Source organism: Aedoeadaptatus coli, from assembly GCF_900343085.1.
GTDB classification, from domain to species: Bacteria; Bacillota; Clostridia; order Tissierellales; family Peptoniphilaceae; genus Aedoeadaptatus; species Aedoeadaptatus coli.
This window is the reverse complement of sequence record NZ_OPYI01000015.1, coordinates 19,224-40,816: the sequence shown is the minus strand read 5'-3', so window position 1 is coordinate 40,816 and position 21,593 is coordinate 19,224. Positions and strand designations below refer to the sequence as shown.

Sequence of the window (21,593 nt, the reverse complement as noted above, 5' to 3'; positions counted from 1 at the left end):
AGAAAATGCTGCAAGTCGAAAGCAAATTGGAATTATTCGAAAACGTCGTCTACAAGCGGCGTTTAACGGATTTACAGAAGCGCAAAGAGGCCTGGGAACAGGAAAAAAACAACCTTTTGGAGCGCAAGGAAAAACAACTGAACGAAGAAAAAGACAACATCGTTCGTCGCCGCGCCGATCTCGCCCGGGTCATGGGCAATGAAAAGATCGCCAAGGCCAAGGAAAACGAGCGCGTCTTGGAACTTAAAAAGATCAACGAACTGAAAAAAGACTTTATCGAAGCCATTCGTGCCCGGGCCGTGGAATACACCCACACCCCGCAATACGGCGAAGACCTCGCCGTTCGCGTGGAGGAGTCCCTGAATGAATTAAAGCCCGGGGAGTACCGCTTCCACATGGTGGCGGCGGACATGGATCGGTTTTTCGATACATTTAAGACCATGGCCGAGGAAAAGGGCATCGTCCTTCACGGAGAGACCTTAGAGGATGCGCGCATCGGTGGGCACACCATCAGCGACATGGACAGGACGTACAGTTTAAACTACGACCTTTACACCATGATCGAAGACAAGCGCTACGCCATCGGCAAGCTGCTCTACCGCCTGTTCCAAGAGGAGATGGACCATGAGTAAAGAAGCAAAAATCATAAAGATCAACGGGCCCGTCGTCGTGGGCAAGCCCATGGGGGATTTCTCCATGCGGGAAATGGTGCAGGTCGGCGATAAAAAGCTGATCGGCGAAGTGATCGCCATTCACGGCGACGAAGGCATCGTGCAGGTCTACGAAGAAACCGAAGGCCTTATGCGGGACGAGGGCATCGTCTCCACCGGCGGGCCGCTCTCCGTGCGTTTAGGCCCGGGCCTTCTCGGAAACATGTTCGACGGCATCGAGCGGCCTCTTAACCGCATCAACGAAAAATACGGCAGCTTTATCCCCGAAGGCATCGGCATGATGAATTTGGATCTGGAAAAGCTCTGGGCCTTTGAGCCCGTAGTCAAGGCGGGGGATGTGCTTCACCGCGGCGCCGTCGTGGGCACCGTGGAAGAAACGGAAATCATTACCCACCGCATCATCCTCCCCCCGAACGTCTCCGGGGAAGTGGTGTGGGTCGCCGAGGCCGGCGATTACAACATTGTGGAACCCGTCTGCAAAATCAAAGACGAAGCCGGCGAGGAACACGAGGTGGCCATGAGTCATCCCTGGCCCGTGCGTATCCCGAGGCCCGTCGACGAATTTTTAGACGCCGATCAACTCCTGGTCACCGGCCAGCGGGTGCTTGACGTATTCTTTCCCATTGCCAAAGGCGGCACCGTGGCCATTCCCGGCGGCTTCGGTACGGGCAAGACCATGACCCAACACTCCATCGCCAAATTCTGCGACGCGGACATCATCGTCTACATCGGCTGCGGCGAGCGGGGCAACGAAATGACGGAAGTATTGGAAGACTTTCCGAAGCTCATCGACCCGAACTCCGGCAAGCCCCTGATGCAGCGCACCATCTTAATCGCCAACACGTCGAACATGCCCGTAGCGGCCCGTGAAGCCTCCATCTACACCGGCATCACCATCGCCGAATACTTTAGGGATCAGGGCTACGACGTGGCCATGATGGCCGACTCCACCTCCCGCTGGGCGGAAGCCTTACGTGAAATTTCCGGTCGCTTGGAAGAAATGCCCGCCGAAGAAGGCTACCCGGCTTACCTGCCCAGTCGCATCGCCTCCTTCTACGAGCGCAGCGGCTCCGCCAAAACCTTATGCGGCGAGGAAGGCTCCGTCACCACCATCGGCGCCGTCTCCCCGGCCGGGGGCGACTTCTCCGAGCCCGTCACGGAAAACACCCGCCGCTTCGTCAATGTGTTCTTGGCCCTGGATAAAGACCTGGCCTACTCCAGGCACTACCCGGCCATTCACTGGCTCCATTCCTACTCCGGCTACATCGGCGCCCTGTCCAACTACTACGACAATCGCCTGGACGGGGACCTTCCGGGCCTGCGGAAGAAATTCATGAACATCTTAAACGAAGAGGCCCGGCTCCAGGAAATCGTCATGCTCGTCGGCGAGGACGTGCTTCCCGACAAGGAACGCTTCCTATTAATTATCGCCCGTATGATCAAAGACGCCTTCCTGCAACAAAACGCCTTTAACGACATCGACCAGTCCGTGCCCCTGGAAAAACAATTTGCCATGATGGAAGTCATCGACACCTTGTACGAAGAGGGCAAAGTGGTGCTGGATCAGGGCATCTCCATTGAAGAAGTAAAAGACGACGCCCTGCATAACAAAATCGTGAACATGAAGTACAACATTGCCAACGACGACATGAAGGCCTTCACCCACTTAATCAACGATATTCAAGAGCATTACAGAGAAATCCGCATCGAATACGGCATCGCCGAAAACGAAATGGAAGCTTACGAAATCCAAGAGAAAAAGCAAGAGGCGGAGGAAAACAATCAAAGCGAAGCGGATAAAACCGCCCGAGAACCGCAAGAAGAGGAGGTGTAGGCCATGAAGAAAGAGTATTTGCGCTTAGATAATGTCGACGGCTCCCTGATTCAGCTCTCCGGCCTGCACCGGGTGCGCTACGGCGAGATCGTCTCCATTACCAATCGGGACACGAAGGAAATCCTCGTGGGCCGGGTCATCGGCATCAACGACGATGCCGCCACGGTTCAGGTCTTCGGCGAATCCATGGGGGTTTCCACGGAAAATTTAAACGTGGTCTTCGAAGGGCGTCCCTTTGAAATCCCCCTGTCCCCGGAAATCTTAGGCCGCCGCTTCAGTGGCATCGGCCGCGCCATCGACAAAGGCGGCCCGGTCTATTCCGATAAATTTTACAATGTCAACGGCCAGCCCATGAACCCGGTGGCCCGGGAATACCCGAGAAACTTCATCCAAACGGGGATTCGCGGCATCGACTCCGTCATGACCCTGATTCGCGGGCAAAAGCTCCCGATCTTCTCCGGCGCAGGGCTGCCCCACAACGAGCTCGCCGCCCAAATCGTTCGCCAAGCCAACGTTTCCGACGCGGGCGAAAGCGGCGATTTCGCCGTGGTCTTCTGCGGCATGGGCCTGAAGCGGGAAGTGGCGTCCTTCTTTACGGACAGCTTTATGGAAGCCGGCGTTATGGACAAAGTCGTCATCTACATGAACTACGCCGACGACCCGATTATGGAGCGGATCATCGCGCCGAAATGCGCCCTGACCGCGGCGGAATACCTGGCATTCGAACAACACAAACACGTCCTGGTCATTATGACCGACATGACCAGCTACGGGGAAAGCTTGCGGGAAGTGTCTTCCCAACAACAAGAAGTGCCTTCCAGAAAAGGCTACCCGGGCTATTTGTACTCGGACCTCGCCGCCATCTACGAGCGCGCGGGAATGATCAAAGGCGTGAAGGGCTCGGTCACCTTGATTCCCATACTGACCATGCCCTCCGACGACATTACCCACCCGATTCCCGACTTGACCGGCTACATCACCGAAGGCCAAATCGTGCTTTCCCGTGACTTGCACGGCCAGGGCATTTATCCCCCCATTAACATTCTGGACTCCCTGTCCCGTTTGATGAAAGACGGCATCGGGGCGGACTACACCCGGGAAGACCATTCCGACGTCTCCGCCCAGCTCTTCGCCTCCTATTCCCGATGCATCGAAGTGCGCTCTTTGGCGCAAATCATCGGGGAAGAGGAACTTTCCGAAGGGGATCAAAAGCTTTTGGAATTCGGCCGCCGATTCGAAAACGAATTTATCGGCCAGGACTTTAACGAGTCCTCCGCCATCGGCCAAACCCTGGACAAGGCCTGGGAACTCCTCCGGACCCTGCCCAAGGACAGTTTGGTGCGCGTCGATCCCAAGATTCTCGAGAAATATTATTAGAGGTGAGCCATGGCGAAACGCGTAACGGCGACGAAAGCCAATTTAATCAAAGTAAAAAACGCTTTGGATTTTGCCAAGCGGGGCTACAGCCTGCTGGATAAAAAGCGGGCCGTGCTCATGCGCGAGATCATGCGCTTAAACGCCCGGGCGCAAACCATTCAACAAGAGGTGGAAAAGCACTTCAGCCAATCCTACGACGCCCTCACCATGGCCTCGGTGACCATGGGATGGGAGTCCGTGGTGGGAATGAGCAAATCCATGCCCACGGAAGAGCCCTACCACATCGGCTACCGCTCCGTCATGGGCGTGGAGATCCCCGAAATCCACTACAAGGCCTTTAAGCCCCAAACCACCTTCAGTATGTTTGAATCCAACTTCGCCTTCGACGAAGCCTACATTCGCATGCACGACATGCGGGCGAGGATTTACGAGCTGGCTGAAATCGAAACGGATCTCTACCGTCTGGCCAAGGAAATCAAAAAAACCGTGAAGCGGGCCAATGCCCTGGAAAAAATCCAAATTCCCAAGTACGAAGCCGCGAAAAAAGAAATCGAAGAAATTTTGGCGGAAAAAGAGCGGGAAGATTTCTTCCGCTTGAAGCGCGTCAAAAACAATGTCAGCAAATAAAGGAGGCCGCCGTGGAACTGAGGCGCATGTACGACGAAGATTTTAACTACCTGGGCTATTTAAAAGACCGAAAAGAGCCGCTGGAGGCCACGGAGTATTTCGTCGTCTCGGGCGTCATGGTCATCTCCCGGGGGAAACTCCTGGTGACGAAGCGGGCCAAGAACAAAACCTTCCCCCATCAATGGGAATTTACCATGGGAAGCGTCGTGGATAAGGAAAGCCCACTGGAGGGCGCCCTGCGCGAGCTCAAAGAAGAAGTGGGCATTCGGGCCACGGACAGAGACCTCACCTTCCTCGGCACCATGAAAGAAAATCAGAAATTTTCCAAAATCTTTCTCCTCGTAAGAGACGTGGACAAGATCAAAATGCAAAAAAGCGAAGTGGAAGATTACAAATTCGTGGGCAAAGAGGAGCTCGGCGCCATGCTAAACGCCGGCGACTTCGCCCCGCCCATGGCCGCGCGCATCGAAACCTACATGGAAAAAATCGCGCCGAAGCTTAACGACTAATTTAACAAGGGCCTTTGCAGAGATTACCTGCGCTTTATGATCGAAGGAAGCAAATGGACGTTTTCGTAGAAGCCATTATTTAGGAGGTATTTTATGGAATCTGCTTTGTTTGGAGGTATATATTCCGGCATAACCATCGTTGTAAAGCTCGTCTTTATGGTACTCGTCGTATACTATCTGGCGAAGATCGCCAATAAAAAATAAAACGCGCCTCACTTTCTGAAGGTATGAAAAGCCTCTCCGTCGCGGCTTGCAATGGAGAGGTTTTTTGCGTCAATTGCCGATTGATGTAAAGAACAAAGAGGCCGCTTTTTCAGAGCAGAGCGGAAAAATCCGTGTCAATGCAAAATATTCTTTTACAATGTAGTTGGTTGTGATAGAATGTGAACAACCATGAATGTTGTACGTATCGTTAAGAAACTGAGGTGAACAATGGATCTGTTACTGAAAGTAAACGGGTATTTGTACTACCCCATACTTATTATTATTTTAATCGGCGCCGGCCTTTACTTCACCGTGCGCACGGGATTTTTACAAATTTCGATGTTCGGCGAATCCCTACGGGTGTTGCGTGAAAAGCCCCACGAAGGGGAAGTGTCTTCCTTCCAGGCCCTCATGGTCTCAACGGCATCCCGCGTCGGCACGGGCAACATCGTCGGCGTGGCACAGGCCATTTGCCTCGGCGGCTACGGTGCCGTGTTCTGGATGTGGATCATCGCCTTAATCGGCGGCGCATCGGCCTTTATCGAGTCCACCTTGGCGCAAATTTATAAGCGCCGGGGCGAGCACGGCAACAGCTACGGCGGCCCGAGCTACTACATCGAAGTGGCCTTAGGCTCCCGAAAATTAGGCGTGCTCTTCGCCGTCTTCTTGATTTTAACCTACGCCGTGGGCTTTAATATGCTGGCGTCCTTCAACATGACCGACTCTTTCCGCGTCTACGATTTCTTCGTGGAAGGAAAGACCACCTGGATCATCGGCGGCATCCTCGCCGTCGTCGCAGGCTTCTGCATCTTGGGCGGCGGCAAGCGCATCATCAAGGCCACCTCCACATTGGTTCCCTTTATGGGGATTATCTTCGTGGCCATGGCCCTGTTTATGATCGTGAAAAACATTACCTACATGCCCACGGTCTTCAAAAACATCTTCTCCGACGCCTTTAACTTCCAAGCCATCTTCGGCGGCTTGGCCGGCTCCGCTTTGGTCCAAGGGGTCAAGCGTGGGCTGTACTCCAACGAAGCCGGTATGGGTTCCGCGCCCAACGCCGCTGCCTCGGCGGACGTGTCCCACCCGGTAAAACAAGGCCTCGTTCAAATGTTTTCCGTCTTTTTAGATACCCTGGTGATCTGCTCCGCCACGGCATTTATGGCCATGGCATCGGGCGTGGAAGCCACGGAAGAATTGGCCGGCGCCGCCTATGTACAGGAATCACTGGCCACGGTCTTCGGTCACTACGGCTACGTCTTTATCTCCCTGTCGTTGACCCTCTTTGCCTTCACCACCCTTTTGGGCAATCTCTACTACGTGGACAGCTGCCTGAACTACCTCCACAAAAAGGCGCCCTCCAAAACCTTTATGTTGTGCTACCGCCTCGTGGCGATTCTGCTCATCTTCCTGGGCAGCAGCATGGAAATGGAACTGGCGTGGAATGTGGCGGACTTTTTAATGGCCATGATGGTTCTCGTGAACATTCCCTCGATTTTGCTCTTGAGCAATCAGGCTCTGGCCGCCTTAAAAGACTACAAAGAACAGGCCCACGCCGGCAAAGATCCCCACTTTATCGGCAGAAACATCGGCCTGGACGAAAGCAAATTGGATTATTGGAAGTAAACATTCACAGAAAATCGAAGCGCCTCTCGCAGGCGCTTTTTTTCTGCCGAATCGGGGAAAGAAATAAAAAGAGAGATTTTATAACATAAGCCTTACCCGGACTTTACTTTTTGATATAATAAGATCGACTATGTATGAAACATTGTGACGGAAGGAGAATCTATGGGCGAGGTAAGTTCATGGTCTCAAATTGACTGGCATTTTATTGCCGGCGGTCTGGGCCTGTTTCTTTTCGGCGTCAAACTCATGGGCGACAGCCTGACGAAGTTTGCCGGCACGAAAATTCGAGACTATATAGAAAAATATACGTCCAATCCCCTGATGGCGGTCCTCGTCGGGATCGTCATGACCGGCTTGATCCAATCCTCATCGGCGGCGACGGTTATCGCCATTTCCCTCGTACGAAGCGGACTCATGGGCATGAGTCAAGCCATTGCCATTATCCTCGGCGCCAACATCGGTACCACGGTGACGTCGATCTTAATCGGTTTTCAACTGGATTACTTGGCCTACTTTATACTGCTCGTAGGCGTATTTTTGGCCCTGATGGCATCGAAGAAAAAAACCATCTACCTGGGCGAAATCATCATCGGCTTCGGCCTCTTGTTTATCGGCTTAAACACCATGGGCGATGCATTAAAAGAACTGCAGTACATCCCGGGCTTTTCCGACATGGTCGTTCGTCTCAGTCGCCAACCGATCCTGGCCGCCTTAATCGGCGCCGTGGTCACCGGCGTGATCCAATCGTCCTCGGCCATCGTCGGGATCGTGCAAACCCTCTACGCCACTAAATCCATTACCTTGGTGGCGGCTTTGGGCCTGGTCTTCGGCGCAAACATCGGCACCACCGTCACCGCGGCCTTGGCCTCCGTCGGCGGCAGCCTGGCCGCGCGGCGCACGTCCCTGTTCCACTTTTTATTTAACGTGTCCGTGTCTATTTTCTTCCTGGCCATTATCGGCCCCTACGAACGCTTCGTCGTCTACATGTCGGAGGCGCTTCATCTTAACGACATGATGACCATCGCCGTGGCCCACTTCACCTTTAACTTCGTGGGCATGCTCATCTTCCTGCCCCTGATTCCCAAATGCGTCCTGCTCCTGAAAAAAATCATGCCGGGGCGCGACGACCTCACCTTGGAGCTCGGGAAAATTCAGCTGGACGAAGCCATGGTCCAGACCTTCCCGGCCGGGGCCCTTTCCCAGGCCAAGGCGGCGATCCTGCAGGTGTCCGACATTGTGCTTGAATCCCTTCAAGACAGCAAGCAGTACCTCTTGACCAAAGACAAAAAATACTTCCACGAAGTCAATCAGCTGGAAGACATGGTCAATTCCCTGGATACGAAAATCGAAAGTTACCTCTTGAAGATTTCCAAGCAGTCCCTCTCTGAAGAACTGGCCGACGAATACTCGGCGAGCCTTCAGGTGCAGAAAAACTTTGAGCGCATCGGCGACTTGGTGCAAAACCTCGTGGAATACTTCGAAATGATCTACGATTCCGGCGAGGAATTCCATAAAGAAGCCATGGATGAGCTCATATCCATCTACGAACTGTTGATCCACATGTACGTTAACGGGGTGGACGTCTATAAAGGCGGGGACCACCACCTCTACGATGTCATGAAGGAAGACGAAAACAATCTCAACTACCTGGAATACGAACTTCGTGCCTCCCACTTCAGGCGCATGACCTCTCAACACGAAGAAGCCACGGTCACGACCTCCCTCTTCGTGGACATCCTGGGTACCTTGGAACGTATCGGCGACCACGCCTTTAACATCGCGCGCCTCACCTTCGATCCCATTAAAACCCACGGGGAAAAATCCCTGGTGGCGGAAGACGTCCGACGCGCCACGGCGGGTTGATAAAAAATTGAAATGAAGCGGCACTCCAAAAGGGGGTGCTGTTTTTTGTTGCACTTAGATTGTAAATTCAAGACAAAAATATCCATTGAGGAGGCTACTCCCAATGGACATTTTAGAACCAATCTTTTATGTCTCAAGTTCATTTCTTGATCAAAAGGCCTAAGTTGCTACATCTTTTTAACATTCGACTTCCGTTTATGAAGCCCCTTGTGCAGGATCCGGTCACTTAACGATGGTGGAAAAATGAGGGTCATTCGATTGGTATCGGGTCAGGTTAAGGGTCACGCTGTCGACAGACAAGGTAAAGTCTGTCTCCAAGCCGGCAGAGGAATATAATTTCATCCGGCAAGTCCAGCCGTCGCGGTCTGAAAATTCTGCCTTATGAAACCGGAAGCTGTTGAGGAGCTTTACCAGCTTGGCGACTTGGTCCCTTTCCCTAATGACCTTTACATCTCCGGTAGTTCCATCTTGGATTTCAATAGAATCTACCTGGGCCGGGTCCAATAAAAAGAGCTTGTCCAGCCTAATATCTGAAAAAAGCTCTCGCCCATTGTAGAGAATTTGGACCAGCTGGCAGACAAGCAGGGGCTCATTTCCTCCGAAGTGCCCGTCAGCATGGCCCTTCATCAGTCCATTGGCCTTTACAAAGAGGACAGCTTCCCGGTCGGCCCGGGGAATGTCGGAAAAATCCGAAAGGCCGGTGCGACTCAAAGGGACTTGGCTTTTGGCGCAGGATTTCTTTAGGAAAGTAGCAAGCGCTCTAGCTCCATCTAGTCGGGTGACTGCATCATTCCCTTCTAAATTTCGGTCCATTATGGCAAGGTCCTTGGCCCAAGCCACCGGACCTGAAGATAAGTCGGTTTGGTAGTTGGCATCAGAATAATTCTTGTCCAGCTTGGACAAGGTCCCGGCCAGGTCAGACCAGGTCACCCGCTTTTGCAAGCTGTTTAGGTCCTCAACCCACTCCTCTTCCAAGCAGCCCTTATGAGACCAGTAGTTCACTGCAGGGGCATACCATGGCTCTTTCATAGGGTCACGGCCTCCCCCATAAGCCAATACGGGATCTGATAGAATAAGACATAGTGCGGCAACATATAGGGCTAAGCGAATCATTTTGCTTTTCATGTCTAATCTCCTTTTCTGATTTGAATTGCTCGTAACTCAGCTTGGTGAGATTCATTCAATGATGTGATACCCAAACATCGACCATAATTTGCCCATCCATCAGCAATCTTTAAAAAACTTAGATAATAGCCGGTCGTTTTGCTTTGGAGCGATGTGTAGGCATACCATGCAACGCCATGGTTTTCATACCGGGATGGGATCTTCGTGTCAAATAAAAAGGCCGATGATTTTTAAATTCCATCTTTATGTTATTAAAAGTAGCATTTTTGCTTGCTCGATAAAGTCTAACTTTATGGGTCGCTCTAAGGAGTTACTCCCCAATGGATATTTTAGAGCCGTTTTTTTGCGGAAAGAATTGTAAGAGGGGCGCGGGTTTTGATAAAATGTATTAAATAAAAAAGGAGGCGCGTATGTCATTAGGCGAACGCATGGCGAATTTACGAAAAGAGAAGGGCATGTCCTTGGAAACCTTGGCGGAAGCCTTGGAGGTGTCCGTAGACGATTTACGGGAATGGGAACAGGACAAAGCCCTGCCCGCCTACGGCGACCGCCTGAAGCTCTGCGGCTACTTTCATACGACCATGGCCTACCTCGAGGGCAGGGAAGCGGAAGGCCGCGTGCGGCACGGCCGTTTCTCAAAGGCGGAAATAATTTTGATTCTGGACGCCGCCCTGTTTCTCCTGTGCCTTCTTTTAGCGCCCCTGTTTCAATGGATAGACTCGTCTCTTTATGGCCAATACCTTACGGATTCGAGGGAATACTTACAACACTTCCCCCTAAACATTCTCCTCGCCTTCGCCTGCATCATTTTCGTGGTGCAAGCGGGAAAGATTATTTACGACAAGGCAAAGAGATCCGGATAAAACGAAATCAGGCGAAGAACAAGCGCCTGCGGAAGGACCCTTCCTGTGTGAAGTGAACATAGGATAAAAATCGTTCCGTTCAGGGAAAAACACTGAATTGGAAGCTTTGGTTGCTCCATTGCCACCCGAAATAGATAGAAAATGGGCGGCGAAAAAGATAAAATAACGGCAAAATAGAAGGGAAAAGAAAGGAGGAACCATGACAATAGGTGAAAGGATCCACTCCCTTAGAAAAGAGCGGGGCATTTCCCAAGAAGAATTGGCAGGTTCCATTCACGTGTCCCGTCAAGCCATATCGAAATGGGAACAGGATTTAGCCGTGCCCGACACGAGCAATCTGCTAAAGCTTTGCGCATTTTTCGGTGTGACCATGGATGATTTGACGGGAGAAGGAACCGTGGATCATGGACGCAGAGGACAGAAAAAACTTTTTACGAGGCGCGAGATTATCCTCGCCATGGATGTCCTCTTGTTTCTAATCTGTTTTCTCTTAACGCCGGTTTATCAAGAGCTGGCTTTTCGTCATGACGGAAGTTGTTTCGCCAATCCCATCTACTATGTAAAAATCTATCCGCTGAATCTGTTGTTTTACCTCGCCTGCGCCATCCTCGTCGTGCAAGTGGGAAAGATTATTTACGACAAGACAAAGGGATTTTGGTAATTCCATACAAATCAATTTGCCCAATAAAAAAGGCCCCGCGAGGGGTCTTTTCTATTGATTGTTTTGGGGAAGCAGGCGGTGCTTCAGATCCGCTTCCAGGGCTTCCAGCTCGCGCTTGGCCTTTTCTCTGTTTTCGTGGCCTTCGATTTGAATCTTTCTGACCTCATCCAATGCGGAGATGAGCTGTTCGTTGGTGTAGCGAATGGTATCCACATCCACGATGCCCCGTTCGCTTTCTCTGGCCACATTCACCGTGCTTTGGCGCAGAGTTTCGGCGTTTTTCTTCAGGAGCTGATTGGTGAGATCCGCCACCTTCTTTTGGGCTTCGGCGGCCTGCTCGCTGTGGTGCACGCCGAGGGCTAAAACCATTTGGTTTTTCCAGATGGGAATGGTGTTTACCACCGTGGACTGAATCTTTTCCGCCATGACCGTGTTCGACGCCTGCACCATGCGAATTTGCGGCGCCATTTGCAGGCTCACCATGCGGGTCAGTTCCAAATCGTGGATCTTTTTTTCGAAGCGATTGGCCATGTTTTGCAGGTCGTTGGCCTTTTGCGCCTCCAGGCTTCCCTCCGTGGCCGAGGCCATAAGAGCGGGGAGCTCGCGGTTACGCACGTCCTCCAGCTTTTTATTGCCGGCGAGGATGTACATGGACAGTTCTTTAAAATACTTTTCGTTGAGATCGTACATTTGATCCAACATGGAAATGTCTTTCATCAAGGTGATTTGATGGCCTTCCAGAACCCGGGCGATGTCGTCTACATTTTTTTCCGCCTTGTCGTACTTGGCCTTCATGGCCGTCACCTTGTTGGTGGAGCGCTTCAAAAAGCCCTTCAGGCCCTTTTCGTCTTCGTCTTCAAAGCTCTTCAGCTCCGTCACCACCTCGGCGAGGAGACCTCCCACTTCGCCGAGGTCCTTTGTGCGCACGGAGTTTAAGGTTTTTTCTGAAAAGTTCGAGATCTTTTTCTGTGCCCCCACGCCGTACTGCAGGATCACCGAGGAATTGGTCAGGTCGATGGTCTTGGCAAATTCATCCACCTGCTTTTGCTCCGCCGGCGTCAGCTTCACTTGGGCGTCCACTTCCTTGGGTTCCAAGGTCAGTTCCGATTCGATGTCCGCGTCCGCGGCGCCGTCCAGGGTCAATTTGATTTCATCACTCATGGAATTCGTCTCCTTCCGATTCTTCGATGAGTCCGTCTTGCTTCATCACCGTTTCCATGACGTCCATCTCGGCGTTGAGATCCAAGAGGTCGTCTTTATACAAAGTGTCCAATAATTTTTCGTAGCCGTCGATGACTTTGTCCAGGGAGCGCAAAATATCGTCCATGGTCTTTTTTATGGAATCCGTAATCACCGAGGAGGATTCAAACTGCAGATACCGCTCGATGAGCTTGATGGTGGTGGGGGTGTAGTAGTCTACGAACTTGTTTAAGCTTTCCACCCGGCCGGGATCCGTGTTCACCGCATGGCGAATGGCATCCAAAAGCTTTAAGAGAGCGGAAATTTTATCCTTCAGGACGCCGTCGTGGGCACGATCCCGCTGTTCTTTTAATGTCTTTTCGTAATCCTCCATGGCGGTGGCCCGATCGTCATCCGTAGGCGCCTCCGTTTCTTCGATTTCCGGCACATTTTCCTTCACGGGAATGGTGCGGCCCATGTAATTATCCTTGTAGGCCTTGTAGGCGGCGTGATCGATGAGGAGCAGATCGCCTCCTTCCACCAGGCGGGCCTGGGGCAGGTAGTCTTTTCGGATCATGTGATTGATCTCTGCAGCCACCGTTTGTTGGGGCTTATTCAGCGCCGTGACCAGGTCTTCTGTGGCCAGCACCGATTGGTCCTGAATCTCCCGGCGAATGCGGAAGAAGTCCCGTGCCAAAATCATATTGCGCTGGCTGATGACGGTGCCTGCGGCGAATACCGCGGCGGAGATCAAAAGAAAGAGGAACGCGGCAATGGTGTCGGAGGAGAAGACACCATAGGCGATGTCGTCGATAAAGACCATGAGGGCGCAAACAAAGGAGCCCAAGGCCGAAAGCCCGGCTGCATTTCTCAGCCAGAACCAAGTGTTCGGTGATGTCACCTTCTGCTTCACCTTGGCGGGATCCCGGTTTACAGGAAGGCGCACGGGCTCTTTCGGCCCGAAGCCCTTTTTCACCCCCCGCATCAGGGCGCCGGCGCCCATCTTCGAGTACTGAATCGCGCTTTCCACGCTTTTTTCTATGACATCGGCCACGTCCTGAAAGTCGTCGTCTTCCATGGCGCGGTCCACAAATTTTTCAATGGCATTTTTATCTTTCAATCCCGAAACTCCTTTCACGCCTTGTTTTTATCCAAAGCAGTCTACTTTAAGTTTAGCATAAGGCAAAAAATTGCGGGGAGTTTTTTCGCCTTTTAAAAAATCTTTACCGATACTTAAACATTAATTCTTTTGCCGAAAGCCTTGCAATTGTCCGCCCCATCTCCCATAATGGAAAGAAGTGAAATAATCAGATAAGCAAACTGAGTGGTCCGCGGGACTGCTTTTTTTTTGAAACGAGGAGGAACGTTTGAAATTTAATGAATTTAATCTGTCGGAAGCCATTTTAAAAGGCATCGAGGCCATGGGCTTTGAGGAAGCATCCCCCATTCAGGCCGAGAGCATGGCGCCTCTTTTAGAAGGCAAAGATGTGATCGCCCAGGCCCAAACGGGCACGGGCAAAACCGCCGCCTACGGCATTCCCATGTTGGAACGGGTAGAAAAAAAGGGGCCGCTCCAAGGCCTGGTGCTCTGCCCCACCCGGGAACTGTGTCTGCAAGTGGCCAACGAGCTGGCCAATTTAGGCGCCTACAAAAAAGGCGTGAGGATTCTCCCCGTCTACGGCGGCACCAGCATCGAGCGGCAAATCCGCGCCTTAAAAGGCGGCGTGCAAATCGTGGTGGGCACCCCGGGGCGGGTCATGGACCACATGCGCCGAAAAACCCTGCGCTTCGACGACCTCGCCGTGGCCATTTTGGATGAGGCCGACGAAATGTTCGACATGGGCTTTCGCGACGATATGCGCACCATTTTAGATGAGACGCCGGAAACGCGCCAGACCTGTTTCTTCTCCGCCACCATGGAAAAAGACATTATGGATTTCTCCCGTAAATTCCAGCGGGACCCGGAGATTATTCGCATCAAGCACAAACAGCTCACCGTGGAAAACATCGAGCAATACTATTTGGAAATGAAGGCCTCCATGAAGCCGGAAATCTTAAGCCGCCTCGTGGACATCTACGACCCCACCCTGGCCATCGTCTTCTGCAACACGAAAAAGCGGGTGGACGCCCTGGTCAGCGAAATGGCATCCCGCGGCTACGCTGTCGACGGCCTTCATGGGGATTTAAAGCAAAACCAGCGGGACGCCGTCATGAAGCGCTTCAGAAATTCCTCCATCGACATGCTCGTGGCTACGGACGTGGCGGCGCGGGGGATCGACGTAGGCGACGTGGACATGGTGGTCAACTACGACCTGCCCCAAGACGAGGAATACTATGTGCACCGCATCGGCCGCACGGCGCGGGCCGGGCGCAAGGGCCTCTCCTTCTCCTTTATCGTGGGACGGGACATTTACAAGCTGGAAGACATCGTCCGCTACACCAAGGCCGACCTCGCCTACATGGAACTGCCTACCATGGAGCAAATGGACGTGAACAAGCGGGAGAATCTGGAAGGCAAAGTGGCCGAGATTCTGGACGCCGATGCGGATCTTTCCAAATACAAGCCCATGGTGGAAAGCATGCTTCGCCTGGAATACGGCGCCGTGGAAATTTCCGCCGCCCTCTTGAAGCTTTTAGACGACAGCACCCAGTCGAAAAAACACGACGCATTGGATGAGGTGGACTACGGCAAGAAATTCCGCGCACGGGGCCTGAGAAAAGACCGCAAGGGCAAAGAGAAAAAGGGCAAGGGCAACAAAAAGCGCTTCTCCAATAACGCCAAACTCTACATGGACAAAGGCAGAAAAGACGGCATCACTCCCAAAGCCATCCTCGCCATCTTTAAAAAAGAAACGGATCTTGGCCGCGACGTGGTGGGCAATATCTTAATCCGCGACCGGCACACGGTCATCGAAGTGCCGAAGAAGGCCGCCAAAAGCGCCATCGAGCAATTAGACGGCATGAAGAGCCGGGGAAAAACCTACCACGTGCGGGTGTACAGAGATTAAATTGAATTTACGCGCAAGAAAATAAGGCCTCGCGGGGCCTTATTTTTGTGTCTTGATTTCGCCTGTTTCGTAAAGTTTTGCCAGGGTAGTGAGTTCTTTTATGGTTTCCAACCCTTTTTTGCCGCCGTCGGTGTCTTTTACCAGTCGCCGGTGGTCGTATTCCGTGACGAAGGCCAAGGAAGAGGTAACATCGATGTCGTCGGCGATGCGGCGCTCTTCGTCTTTCATGGGGCTGTGGGTGGCGAGGAGAATGCCGTAGGAATTGGAGATCAGGGTGTAGCCCGCCGTGCCCGTGGTCTTTCGGTAGGCGTGGGCGAAGCCGCCGTCGATGACGAGGACTTTCCCCTCGGCCTTCACGGGTTCTTCACCCTTCATGCGCTTCACCGGGGTGTGGCCGTTAATGATTTTGCCTCGGGCCGGGTCGATGTGAAAGGCCCGGAGGATTTTTTCCGCGAAATCCGCCTCCTCCCTCAGGCGGTAATAGGGATTCTTTTCCTCCTTGTGTGTGGCTTCATCGGCAATAAAGTAGCGCTCGAAGGTGGTGATCCGCTCTTTGCCGAAAAGAGGCGAGGCTTCGCCGCACCACAAGTAAAACATGAGGTCCGCCGCCTCTTTTTGCTTTTCGCCCCGGGCAAAGAAGCTGTCCCGCACGGCGGCATCGAAGGCATCTAATAGCTCTCGGCCGGCGAGAGGCTCTCCTAAAACGGATGTGGGGGCGAAGTTGCCTTCATCGTCCGTGGGCAGACAGCCGTGGAAGAGGAGATTGTCGTTTCGAATCAAGTACATGCTTCCCGACTCGATCAGAAAGCGAATGTGCTTCCGCAGCCGCTCCCCGGAGGTGAAGCTTTCCGTGAGGCGATCCACCACCGCTTGTTCTTCCTCCGTAAAGGCGTAGGGATCGGCGGGATCCACCGTGGGAAAGTCCGTGTCCAAAAGGGGATAGGTCTTTCCGCCTACCTCCACCGTGCCCGACTCGAGGTCCATGCGGTGCAAGAGGGCCATGGCGTCCATGCCGTATTCCGGATGTTTAGCGATGAGCTGCCCTTCCGCCTTAAACTGCAACACGGCCACGGCCTTGTGGAGCTTCGCCAAGCTTTCGTTTTGGGCCTCGTGGGGATCGGGATTTTTCGGATAAAAGGGCGCCGAGGCCTTGTACTTCCTGGCGTAGCGCACCAGGGGCATGAGATTGATGCCGTAGCCGTCTTCAATGGTGTGAAGCACATTGTAGCGCAGGGCGATGCGGATCACATTGGCGATGAGGGCGAAATTCCCGGCGCAGGCGCCGATCCAGGCGATGTCGTGATTGCCCCATTGAATATCCACCTTCGGCGAATCCATGAGGTAGTCCATGATCTTTTCCGCTTCCTCGCCCCGGTCGTAAATGTCGCCGATGACGTGAAGGGTGTCCACGGCGTAGCGCACGGAAAGATCCGCCAAATCGCGAATGTAGATTTCCCCTTCGCCGTAGGCCACGATTTTATCGTGGAGCGTCTTCACATAGCCCGCCTTGTGGCGCAGACCCGCCTCTTCCAGCAAGAGCAGGTTCAAAATCTTCTTTCGGTCGACCGGGAAGGTGGCCTCGATCTGATCGTGGTCGTACTTCGCCGCCACCCGCTTCGCCACGAGAATGAGGTCGGCCAAAGTGGTCTTTAACAGGGCGTCGTATTCCTCAGGCGCCATGGCTTCTTTTAAAAGCTTCAGTTTTTCTTCCGGGTAATACAAAATCGTGGCCAATCGCTTTCTGTCTGCCTCGGATTTTTCCGGGAAGAGTTCGTCGATGTAGCGGCGCAGCACCCCCGACGCGTTTCGAATCACGTGGGTAAAGGCTCGGTACTCCCCGTGGAGATCGCTGACGAAATGCTCCGTGGGCTTCGGCAGATTCAGGCCGCTTTCGAGTAATAGTGCCTCGGCCAGGGCCCGGTCACGAGACGGGTATTTCTCGGCCAAGAGGCGGTAGTAGTTTTTCTGTAATTGGGATAATTGCTCCATAGTCCCCTCCTTACTTGTCCTATACCCAGTTTTGGGGTATAAATGAATAGAAAAGAAAGAGAGGCGACTATGGATTTTAAAGAGAAAATCAGAAGCATCAAAGACTACCCGAAAGAAGGCATCACCTTTCGGGACATTACCACCCTTTTAAAAGACGGCGAGGCCTTCCGCGAGGCCATCGACGCCATGAAGGATTTAGTAAAAGATGAAGCCATCGACAAAGTGGTGGGCATCGAAGCCCGGGGATTTATCTTGGGCGCGCCACTGGCCTACGATCTCGGCGTGGGCTTTGTGCCCATCCGAAAGCCCGGCAAGCTCCCCGCGGACACCCACTCCGCCGAATACGAATTGGAATACGGCTCCGACACGGTGGAAATGCACGTGGATGCCATCGAAAAAGGGGAGAAGGTACTCATCGTCGACGATCTCTTGGCCACCGGCGGCACGGGAAGCGCGGCGGTGGAAATATGTAAAAACGCCGGCGCCGATGTCATCGGCTGCTTGGTACTGATCGAGCTCGACGGATTAAACGGCCGGGACAAAATGCCCGTGCCCGTCTACTCCCTCATGGAATTTCCCGCTTAGGCAATAAAAAAACGGCCATAAGGCCGTGGAGCGGGTGAAGGGAATCGAACCCTCGCGATCGGCTTGGGAAGCCGAGGCTCTGCCACTGAGCTACACCCGCATAAGTAAACAGTATTTTACTCCTTCCGCGAAAGCCTGTCAAGATCGGCGGAGGGGAACAGCGCTTTTCGAAAAGGCGCTATAAAAAGGACGCGCGAAGGCCGCGGATTTGAAGAGAAGAGAGAGCATCGGCGCCTCTCTCTTTTTTTTTCGGATGAATCACCATGAAAGCGGTGCAAATCATTTTCCCGCAAGCCCGAAGATATGTAAAAAACATAACGAGTCGCCGTTAAGAAGGGGTAAAAGTCCCGTTTCTGATTGTATAAAAAATAATTATCCCTAATTCATGGGACTTGCCCGAATATTTTCTTGAAAGATAATTAACAAATTTTCCCCAAATCTATTGACGCGCCTGTATTTATATTTTATAATGCAGATAGAAGTTGGAAAACAATTGCAAGACAACCGAGCAAGCAGAACATATTTATAAGGGAGGCTATATAATGAAAAATGTCGTCATCGTAAGTGCAGCAAGAACACCCGTGGGTTCCTTCGGGGGCGCATTCAAAAGCGTAAGCGCCGTCGACTTAGGCGTTGTTGCAGCAAAAGAAGCCATCGCACGCGCAGGCATCAAACCGGAAGATGTCGATGAAGCCATCATCGGCAACGTACTTCAAGCAGGTCTTGGCCAAAACGTGGCTCGTCAAGTCATCCTTCACGCAGGTCTGCCCGAAACCACGCCGGCAATGACCATCAACAAGGTTTGCGGTTCCGGTTTACGTGCCGTATCCCTCGCAGCACAAATCATTAAAGCAGGCGACGCCGACGTCGTATTGGCCGGCGGTACCGAATCCATGAGCTGCGCACCCTTCCTCTTAAACGACGCTCGCTGGGGCGCTCGCATGGGCGAAAAGAAACTCGTCGACGAAATGATTAAAGACGGTCTGTGGGACGCATTCAACGACTACCACATGGGCGTTACCGCTGAAAACGTAGCAAAAGAATACGACGTCACCAGAGACGATCAAGACGAAATCGCCGCAGTCAGCCAACAACGTGCAAGCAAGGCGCGCGCAGAAGGCATCTTCGACGAAGAAATCGTTCCGGTAGAAGTTAAAGGCCGCAAAGGTAAAGTCACCATCGTCGACAAAGACGAATACATCCGCGACGGCGTAACCAAAGAAAGCATCAGCGGCATGAAACCCGCATTCATTAAAGACGGTACCGTTACCGCAGCTAACGCATCCGGTATCAACGACGGCGCCGCCATGGTTATCGTTATGAGCGAAGAAAAAGCCAAAGAATTAGGCGTTGAGCCCATGGCTAAGATCGCAAGCTACGCATCCGCAGGCGTCGATCCCAAGATCATGGGTACGGGTCCGATCCCCTCTTCCAGAAAAGCTATGGAAAAAGCCGGCTGGGAATTCTCCGAACTCGACCTCGTGGAAGCAAACGAAGCCTTCGCAGCACAAGCAGGCGCAGTTGCCAAGACCTTAGGTCTCGACATGGAAAAAACCAATGTTAACGGCGGGGCTATCGCCATCGGTCACCCCATCGGAGCTTCCGGTGCACGTATCCTCACCACCCTCTTATACGAAATGAAACGTCGCGACGCCAAGAAGGGTCTCGCTACCCTCTGTATCGGCGGAGGTATGGGTACCGCACTTACCGTCGAACGCTAATCGGGATTAACTGAAAGGAAGTGCCATAGTGGACTTTCAATATCTGATTGTCGAAAAACAAAACGCCATTGCCACGGTCAAGGTCAATAAGCCTAAGAGCTTAAACGCGCTGAACACCGAGGTATTAACCGAATTAAACCGCTGCTTTACCGCTCTGGAAACGGACGACGAAGTAGCCGTCGTGATTCTCACCGGCGAAGGCAAGGCCTTTGTCGCCGGCGCCGATATTTCTGAAATGCAACCGCTCAATGCGGCAGAAGCCCACGCATTTGCAAAACTCGGCATGGATACCTTTATGTTAATCGAACGGCTTTCCAAGCCCGTTATCGCTGCAGTCAACGGCTTCGCCCTGGGCGGCGGCTGTGAGCTGTCCCTCGCATGCGACATTCGCATCGCTTCCGAAAAAGCCGTCTTCGGCCAACCGGAAGTGGGCCTCGGGATCACCCCGGGCTTCGGCGGCACCCAACGCCTGCCGAGAACCGTCGGCGTCGGCATCGCGAAAGAATTGATCTACACGGCCAAAAACATTAAGGCCGACCGCGCCTATGAAATCGGCTTGGTCAACGCCGTGGTCGCACCGGAAGAATTGATGAACGAAGCGATGAAACTCGCCGAAACCATCGCATCCAAGGGTGCTCGCGCCGTATCCTACGCCAAGGGCGCCATTGTAGACGGTCTGCAAGCGGACATTCAAACGGGTATGGACATTGAAAAATCGGCCTTTGCTCTCTGCTTCGCCACCGAAGATCAAAAAGAAGGCATGGGCGCATTCCTGGGCAAACGGGCTCCGGAATTTACAGGTAAATAAACAATCTTTAAATAGAGAACAGGAGGAGTTCTTATGAAAATCGGAGTTATCGGTTCGGGTACTATGGGTCTGGGCATCGTTCAAGTTGCCGCACCTTTCCACGACGTCATCATCAAGAGTAGAAACCTTACCGACGAAAAGATCGCCAAGATCATGGGCAAGGTAGAAAAAGCTTACGCCAAAAATGTTTCCAAAGAACGCATGACGCAAGAAGACATGGACGCTGCCATGAAACGCATCTCCATCGTGGAAGAATTTAAAGACCTTTCCGACTGCGACATCGTTATCGAAGCCGCTTCGGAAGATCCCGAAGTTAAAAAAGACTACTTCAAACAATGCGACGAACTTTGCGACGCAAAGACCATCCTCGCAACCAACACCTCTTCCTTGAGCATCACCGACATCGCTGCAGTGACCAACCGTCCCGCAAAAGTTATCGGCATGCACTTCTTCAACCCGGTTCCCGCAATGAAATTAGTTGAAATCATCTGCGGTCTGCACACTGACGAAGAAACCAAGAAGACCATCATCGACTTAACCAACGAAATCGGCAAGACTCCGGTCGAAGTCGAAGAAGCTCCCGGCTTCGTCGTCAACCGCATCCTGATCCCCATGATCAACGAAGGTATCGGCATCGTCGGCGACGGCGTCGCTTCCGTTGAAGACGTCGACACCGCCATGAAATTAGGCGCAAACCACCCCATGGGCCCCTTGGCTTTAGCTGACTTAATCGGCTTGGACGTTTGCCTCGCCATCATGGACGTTCTCTACAACGACTACCACGACAGCAAATACCGCGCACACGTTCTTCTGCGCAAAATGGTTCGCGGCGGCAAATTGGGTCGTAAGAGCGGCGAAGGCTTCTACAAATACGACTAATCTATTCAAATTGAGGCTTTCAAGAGCTTCTGTCATACAAAATCGGGTAGGCTTCGGCCTACCC

General features: G+C 52.7%; 18 protein-coding genes and 1 tRNA gene. 14 read left to right on the top strand and 5 right to left on the bottom strand.

Features of this window, described 5'->3' with window-relative positions; genetic code table 11:
- Positions 1 to 5 precede the first annotated feature (5 nt).
- The 7 genes from DG046_RS08295 to DG046_RS08265 all read left to right on the top strand — a co-directional run bounded on the left by DG046_RS08295 (position 6) and on the right by DG046_RS08265 (position 8,711).
- Positions 6 to 632, top strand: a complete 627-nt coding sequence (locus tag DG046_RS08295) for a hypothetical protein (RefSeq protein WP_108832043.1) — start codon at positions 6 to 8, stop codon at positions 630 to 632.
- On the top strand, positions 625 to 2,505 hold the full coding sequence (locus DG046_RS08290) for a V-type ATP synthase subunit A (RefSeq protein WP_108832042.1): 1,881 nt from the start codon (positions 625 to 627) through the stop codon (positions 2,503 to 2,505). The genes DG046_RS08295 and DG046_RS08290 overlap by 8 nt, the downstream gene beginning before the upstream one ends.
- 3 nt (positions 2,506 to 2,508) lie before the next feature.
- On the top strand, positions 2,509 to 3,882 hold the full coding sequence (locus DG046_RS08285) for a V-type ATP synthase subunit B (RefSeq protein ID WP_108832041.1): 1,374 nt from the start codon (positions 2,509 to 2,511) through the stop codon (positions 3,880 to 3,882).
- A gap of 9 nt (positions 3,883 to 3,891) precedes the next feature.
- Positions 3,892 to 4,509, top strand: coding sequence for a V-type ATP synthase subunit D (locus DG046_RS08280; protein ID WP_108832040.1), 618 nt, complete (start codon positions 3,892 to 3,894; stop codon positions 4,507 to 4,509).
- 11 nt (positions 4,510 to 4,520) lie between these two features.
- Entirely contained in the window at positions 4,521 to 5,018 is a 498-nt protein-coding gene (locus tag DG046_RS08275; RefSeq protein ID WP_108832039.1) for an NUDIX domain-containing protein, read from the top strand.
- A gap of 432 nt (positions 5,019 to 5,450) precedes the next feature.
- Positions 5,451 to 6,848 (top strand): alanine/glycine:cation symporter family protein, encoded by a 1,398-nt coding sequence (locus tag DG046_RS08270; protein WP_108832038.1) that lies wholly within the window; start codon positions 5,451 to 5,453, stop codon positions 6,846 to 6,848.
- A gap of 162 nt (positions 6,849 to 7,010) precedes the next feature.
- On the top strand, positions 7,011 to 8,711 hold the full coding sequence (locus DG046_RS08265; RefSeq protein WP_108832037.1) for a Na/Pi cotransporter family protein: 1,701 nt from the start codon (positions 7,011 to 7,013) through the stop codon (positions 8,709 to 8,711).
- Between the two features lie 222 nt (positions 8,712 to 8,933).
- Here DG046_RS08265 and DG046_RS08260 read toward each other — a convergent pair whose 3' ends face one another.
- Positions 8,934 to 9,836, bottom strand: a complete 903-nt coding sequence (locus DG046_RS08260) for an S-layer homology domain-containing protein (protein ID WP_108832036.1) — start codon at positions 9,834 to 9,836, stop codon at positions 8,934 to 8,936.
- A 410-nt stretch (positions 9,837 to 10,246) separates the two neighbouring features.
- Here DG046_RS08260 and DG046_RS08255 point away from each other — a divergent pair, with 410 nt between their 5' ends.
- On the top strand, positions 10,247 to 10,699 hold the full coding sequence (locus DG046_RS08255) for a helix-turn-helix domain-containing protein (protein WP_108832035.1): 453 nt from the start codon (positions 10,247 to 10,249) through the stop codon (positions 10,697 to 10,699).
- A gap of 199 nt (positions 10,700 to 10,898) precedes the next feature.
- Positions 10,899 to 11,360 (top strand): helix-turn-helix domain-containing protein, encoded by a 462-nt coding sequence (locus DG046_RS08250; RefSeq protein WP_108832034.1) that lies wholly within the window; start codon positions 10,899 to 10,901, stop codon positions 11,358 to 11,360.
- Positions 11,361 to 11,411: 51 nt separating this feature from the next.
- Here DG046_RS08250 and DG046_RS08245 read toward each other — a convergent pair whose 3' ends face one another.
- Both DG046_RS08245 and DG046_RS08240 read right to left on the bottom strand, forming a co-directional pair.
- Complete coding sequence (locus DG046_RS08245; protein WP_108832033.1) at positions 11,412 to 12,521, bottom strand: toxic anion resistance protein; 1,110 nt, start codon at positions 12,519 to 12,521, stop codon at positions 11,412 to 11,414.
- On the bottom strand, positions 12,514 to 13,659 hold the full coding sequence (locus DG046_RS08240) for a 5-bromo-4-chloroindolyl phosphate hydrolysis family protein (protein ID WP_108832032.1): 1,146 nt from the start codon (positions 13,657 to 13,659) through the stop codon (positions 12,514 to 12,516). The genes DG046_RS08245 and DG046_RS08240 overlap by 8 nt, the downstream gene beginning before the upstream one ends.
- A gap of 247 nt (positions 13,660 to 13,906) precedes the next feature.
- On the opposite strand from DG046_RS08240, the gene DG046_RS08235 reads away from it, so the two are divergent.
- The gene (locus tag DG046_RS08235; RefSeq protein ID WP_108832031.1) at positions 13,907 to 15,547 is read left to right on the top strand and encodes a DEAD/DEAH box helicase; all 1,641 of its coding nucleotides are present in this window, start codon (positions 13,907 to 13,909) and stop codon (positions 15,545 to 15,547) included.
- 39 nt (positions 15,548 to 15,586) lie between these two features.
- Here the strand turns inward: DG046_RS08235 and DG046_RS08230 are convergent, their stop codons facing one another.
- On the bottom strand, positions 15,587 to 17,536 hold the full coding sequence (locus tag DG046_RS08230) for a fructose-1,6-bisphosphatase (protein WP_108832030.1): 1,950 nt from the start codon (positions 17,534 to 17,536) through the stop codon (positions 15,587 to 15,589).
- 69 nt (positions 17,537 to 17,605) lie between these two features.
- Here DG046_RS08230 and DG046_RS08225 point away from each other — a divergent pair, with 69 nt between their 5' ends.
- On the top strand, positions 17,606 to 18,121 hold the full coding sequence (locus DG046_RS08225) for an adenine phosphoribosyltransferase (protein ID WP_108832029.1): 516 nt from the start codon (positions 17,606 to 17,608) through the stop codon (positions 18,119 to 18,121).
- A 26-nt stretch (positions 18,122 to 18,147) separates the two neighbouring features.
- Here DG046_RS08225 and DG046_RS08220 read toward each other — a convergent pair.
- Positions 18,148 to 18,221, bottom strand: a tRNA-Gly gene (locus DG046_RS08220).
- A 439-nt stretch (positions 18,222 to 18,660) separates the two neighbouring features.
- On the opposite strand from DG046_RS08220, the gene DG046_RS08215 reads away from it, so the two are divergent.
- From DG046_RS08215 to DG046_RS08205, 3 genes are read left to right on the top strand one after another with little or no spacing between them, the layout of a single operon-like run.
- Positions 18,661 to 19,842 (top strand): acetyl-CoA C-acetyltransferase, encoded by a 1,182-nt coding sequence (locus DG046_RS08215; protein WP_108832054.1) that lies wholly within the window; start codon positions 18,661 to 18,663, stop codon positions 19,840 to 19,842.
- Between the two features lie 28 nt (positions 19,843 to 19,870).
- Entirely contained in the window at positions 19,871 to 20,650 is a 780-nt protein-coding gene (locus DG046_RS08210) for an enoyl-CoA hydratase-related protein (protein WP_108832028.1), read from the top strand.
- 33 nt (positions 20,651 to 20,683) lie between these two features.
- Positions 20,684 to 21,529 (top strand): 3-hydroxyacyl-CoA dehydrogenase NAD-binding domain-containing protein, encoded by an 846-nt coding sequence (locus tag DG046_RS08205; RefSeq protein WP_108832027.1) that lies wholly within the window; start codon positions 20,684 to 20,686, stop codon positions 21,527 to 21,529.
- Positions 21,530 to 21,593 lie beyond the last annotated feature (64 nt).

What these genes read in the sequence shown, in the direction of transcription:
- DG046_RS08260 (WP_108832036.1), bottom strand. Translation starts at nt 9,836, where the DNA reads ATGAAAAGCAAAATGATTCGCTTAGCCCTATATGTTGCCGCACTATGT.
- DG046_RS08285 (WP_108832041.1), top strand. Translation starts at nt 2,509, where the DNA reads ATGAAGAAAGAGTATTTGCGCTTAGATAATGTCGACGGCTCCCTGATT.
- DG046_RS08245 (WP_108832033.1), bottom strand. Translation starts at nt 12,521, where the DNA reads ATGAGTGATGAAATCAAATTGACCCTGGACGGCGCCGCGGACGCGGAC.
- DG046_RS08230 (WP_108832030.1), bottom strand. Translation starts at nt 17,536, where the DNA reads ATGGAGCAATTATCCCAATTACAGAAAAACTACTACCGCCTCTTGGCC.
- DG046_RS08280 (WP_108832040.1), top strand. Translation starts at nt 3,892, where the DNA reads ATGGCGAAACGCGTAACGGCGACGAAAGCCAATTTAATCAAAGTAAAA.
- DG046_RS08295 (WP_108832043.1), top strand. Translation starts at nt 6, where the DNA reads ATGCTGCAAGTCGAAAGCAAATTGGAATTATTCGAAAACGTCGTCTAC.
- DG046_RS08265 (WP_108832037.1), top strand. Translation starts at nt 7,011, where the DNA reads ATGGGCGAGGTAAGTTCATGGTCTCAAATTGACTGGCATTTTATTGCC.
- DG046_RS08225 (WP_108832029.1), top strand. Translation starts at nt 17,606, where the DNA reads ATGGATTTTAAAGAGAAAATCAGAAGCATCAAAGACTACCCGAAAGAA.
- DG046_RS08255 (WP_108832035.1), top strand. Translation starts at nt 10,247, where the DNA reads ATGTCATTAGGCGAACGCATGGCGAATTTACGAAAAGAGAAGGGCATG.
- DG046_RS08270 (WP_108832038.1), top strand. Translation starts at nt 5,451, where the DNA reads ATGGATCTGTTACTGAAAGTAAACGGGTATTTGTACTACCCCATACTT.
- DG046_RS08205 (WP_108832027.1), top strand. Translation starts at nt 20,684, where the DNA reads ATGAAAATCGGAGTTATCGGTTCGGGTACTATGGGTCTGGGCATCGTT.
- DG046_RS08290 (WP_108832042.1), top strand. Translation starts at nt 625, where the DNA reads ATGAGTAAAGAAGCAAAAATCATAAAGATCAACGGGCCCGTCGTCGTG.
- DG046_RS08250 (WP_108832034.1), top strand. Translation starts at nt 10,899, where the DNA reads ATGACAATAGGTGAAAGGATCCACTCCCTTAGAAAAGAGCGGGGCATT.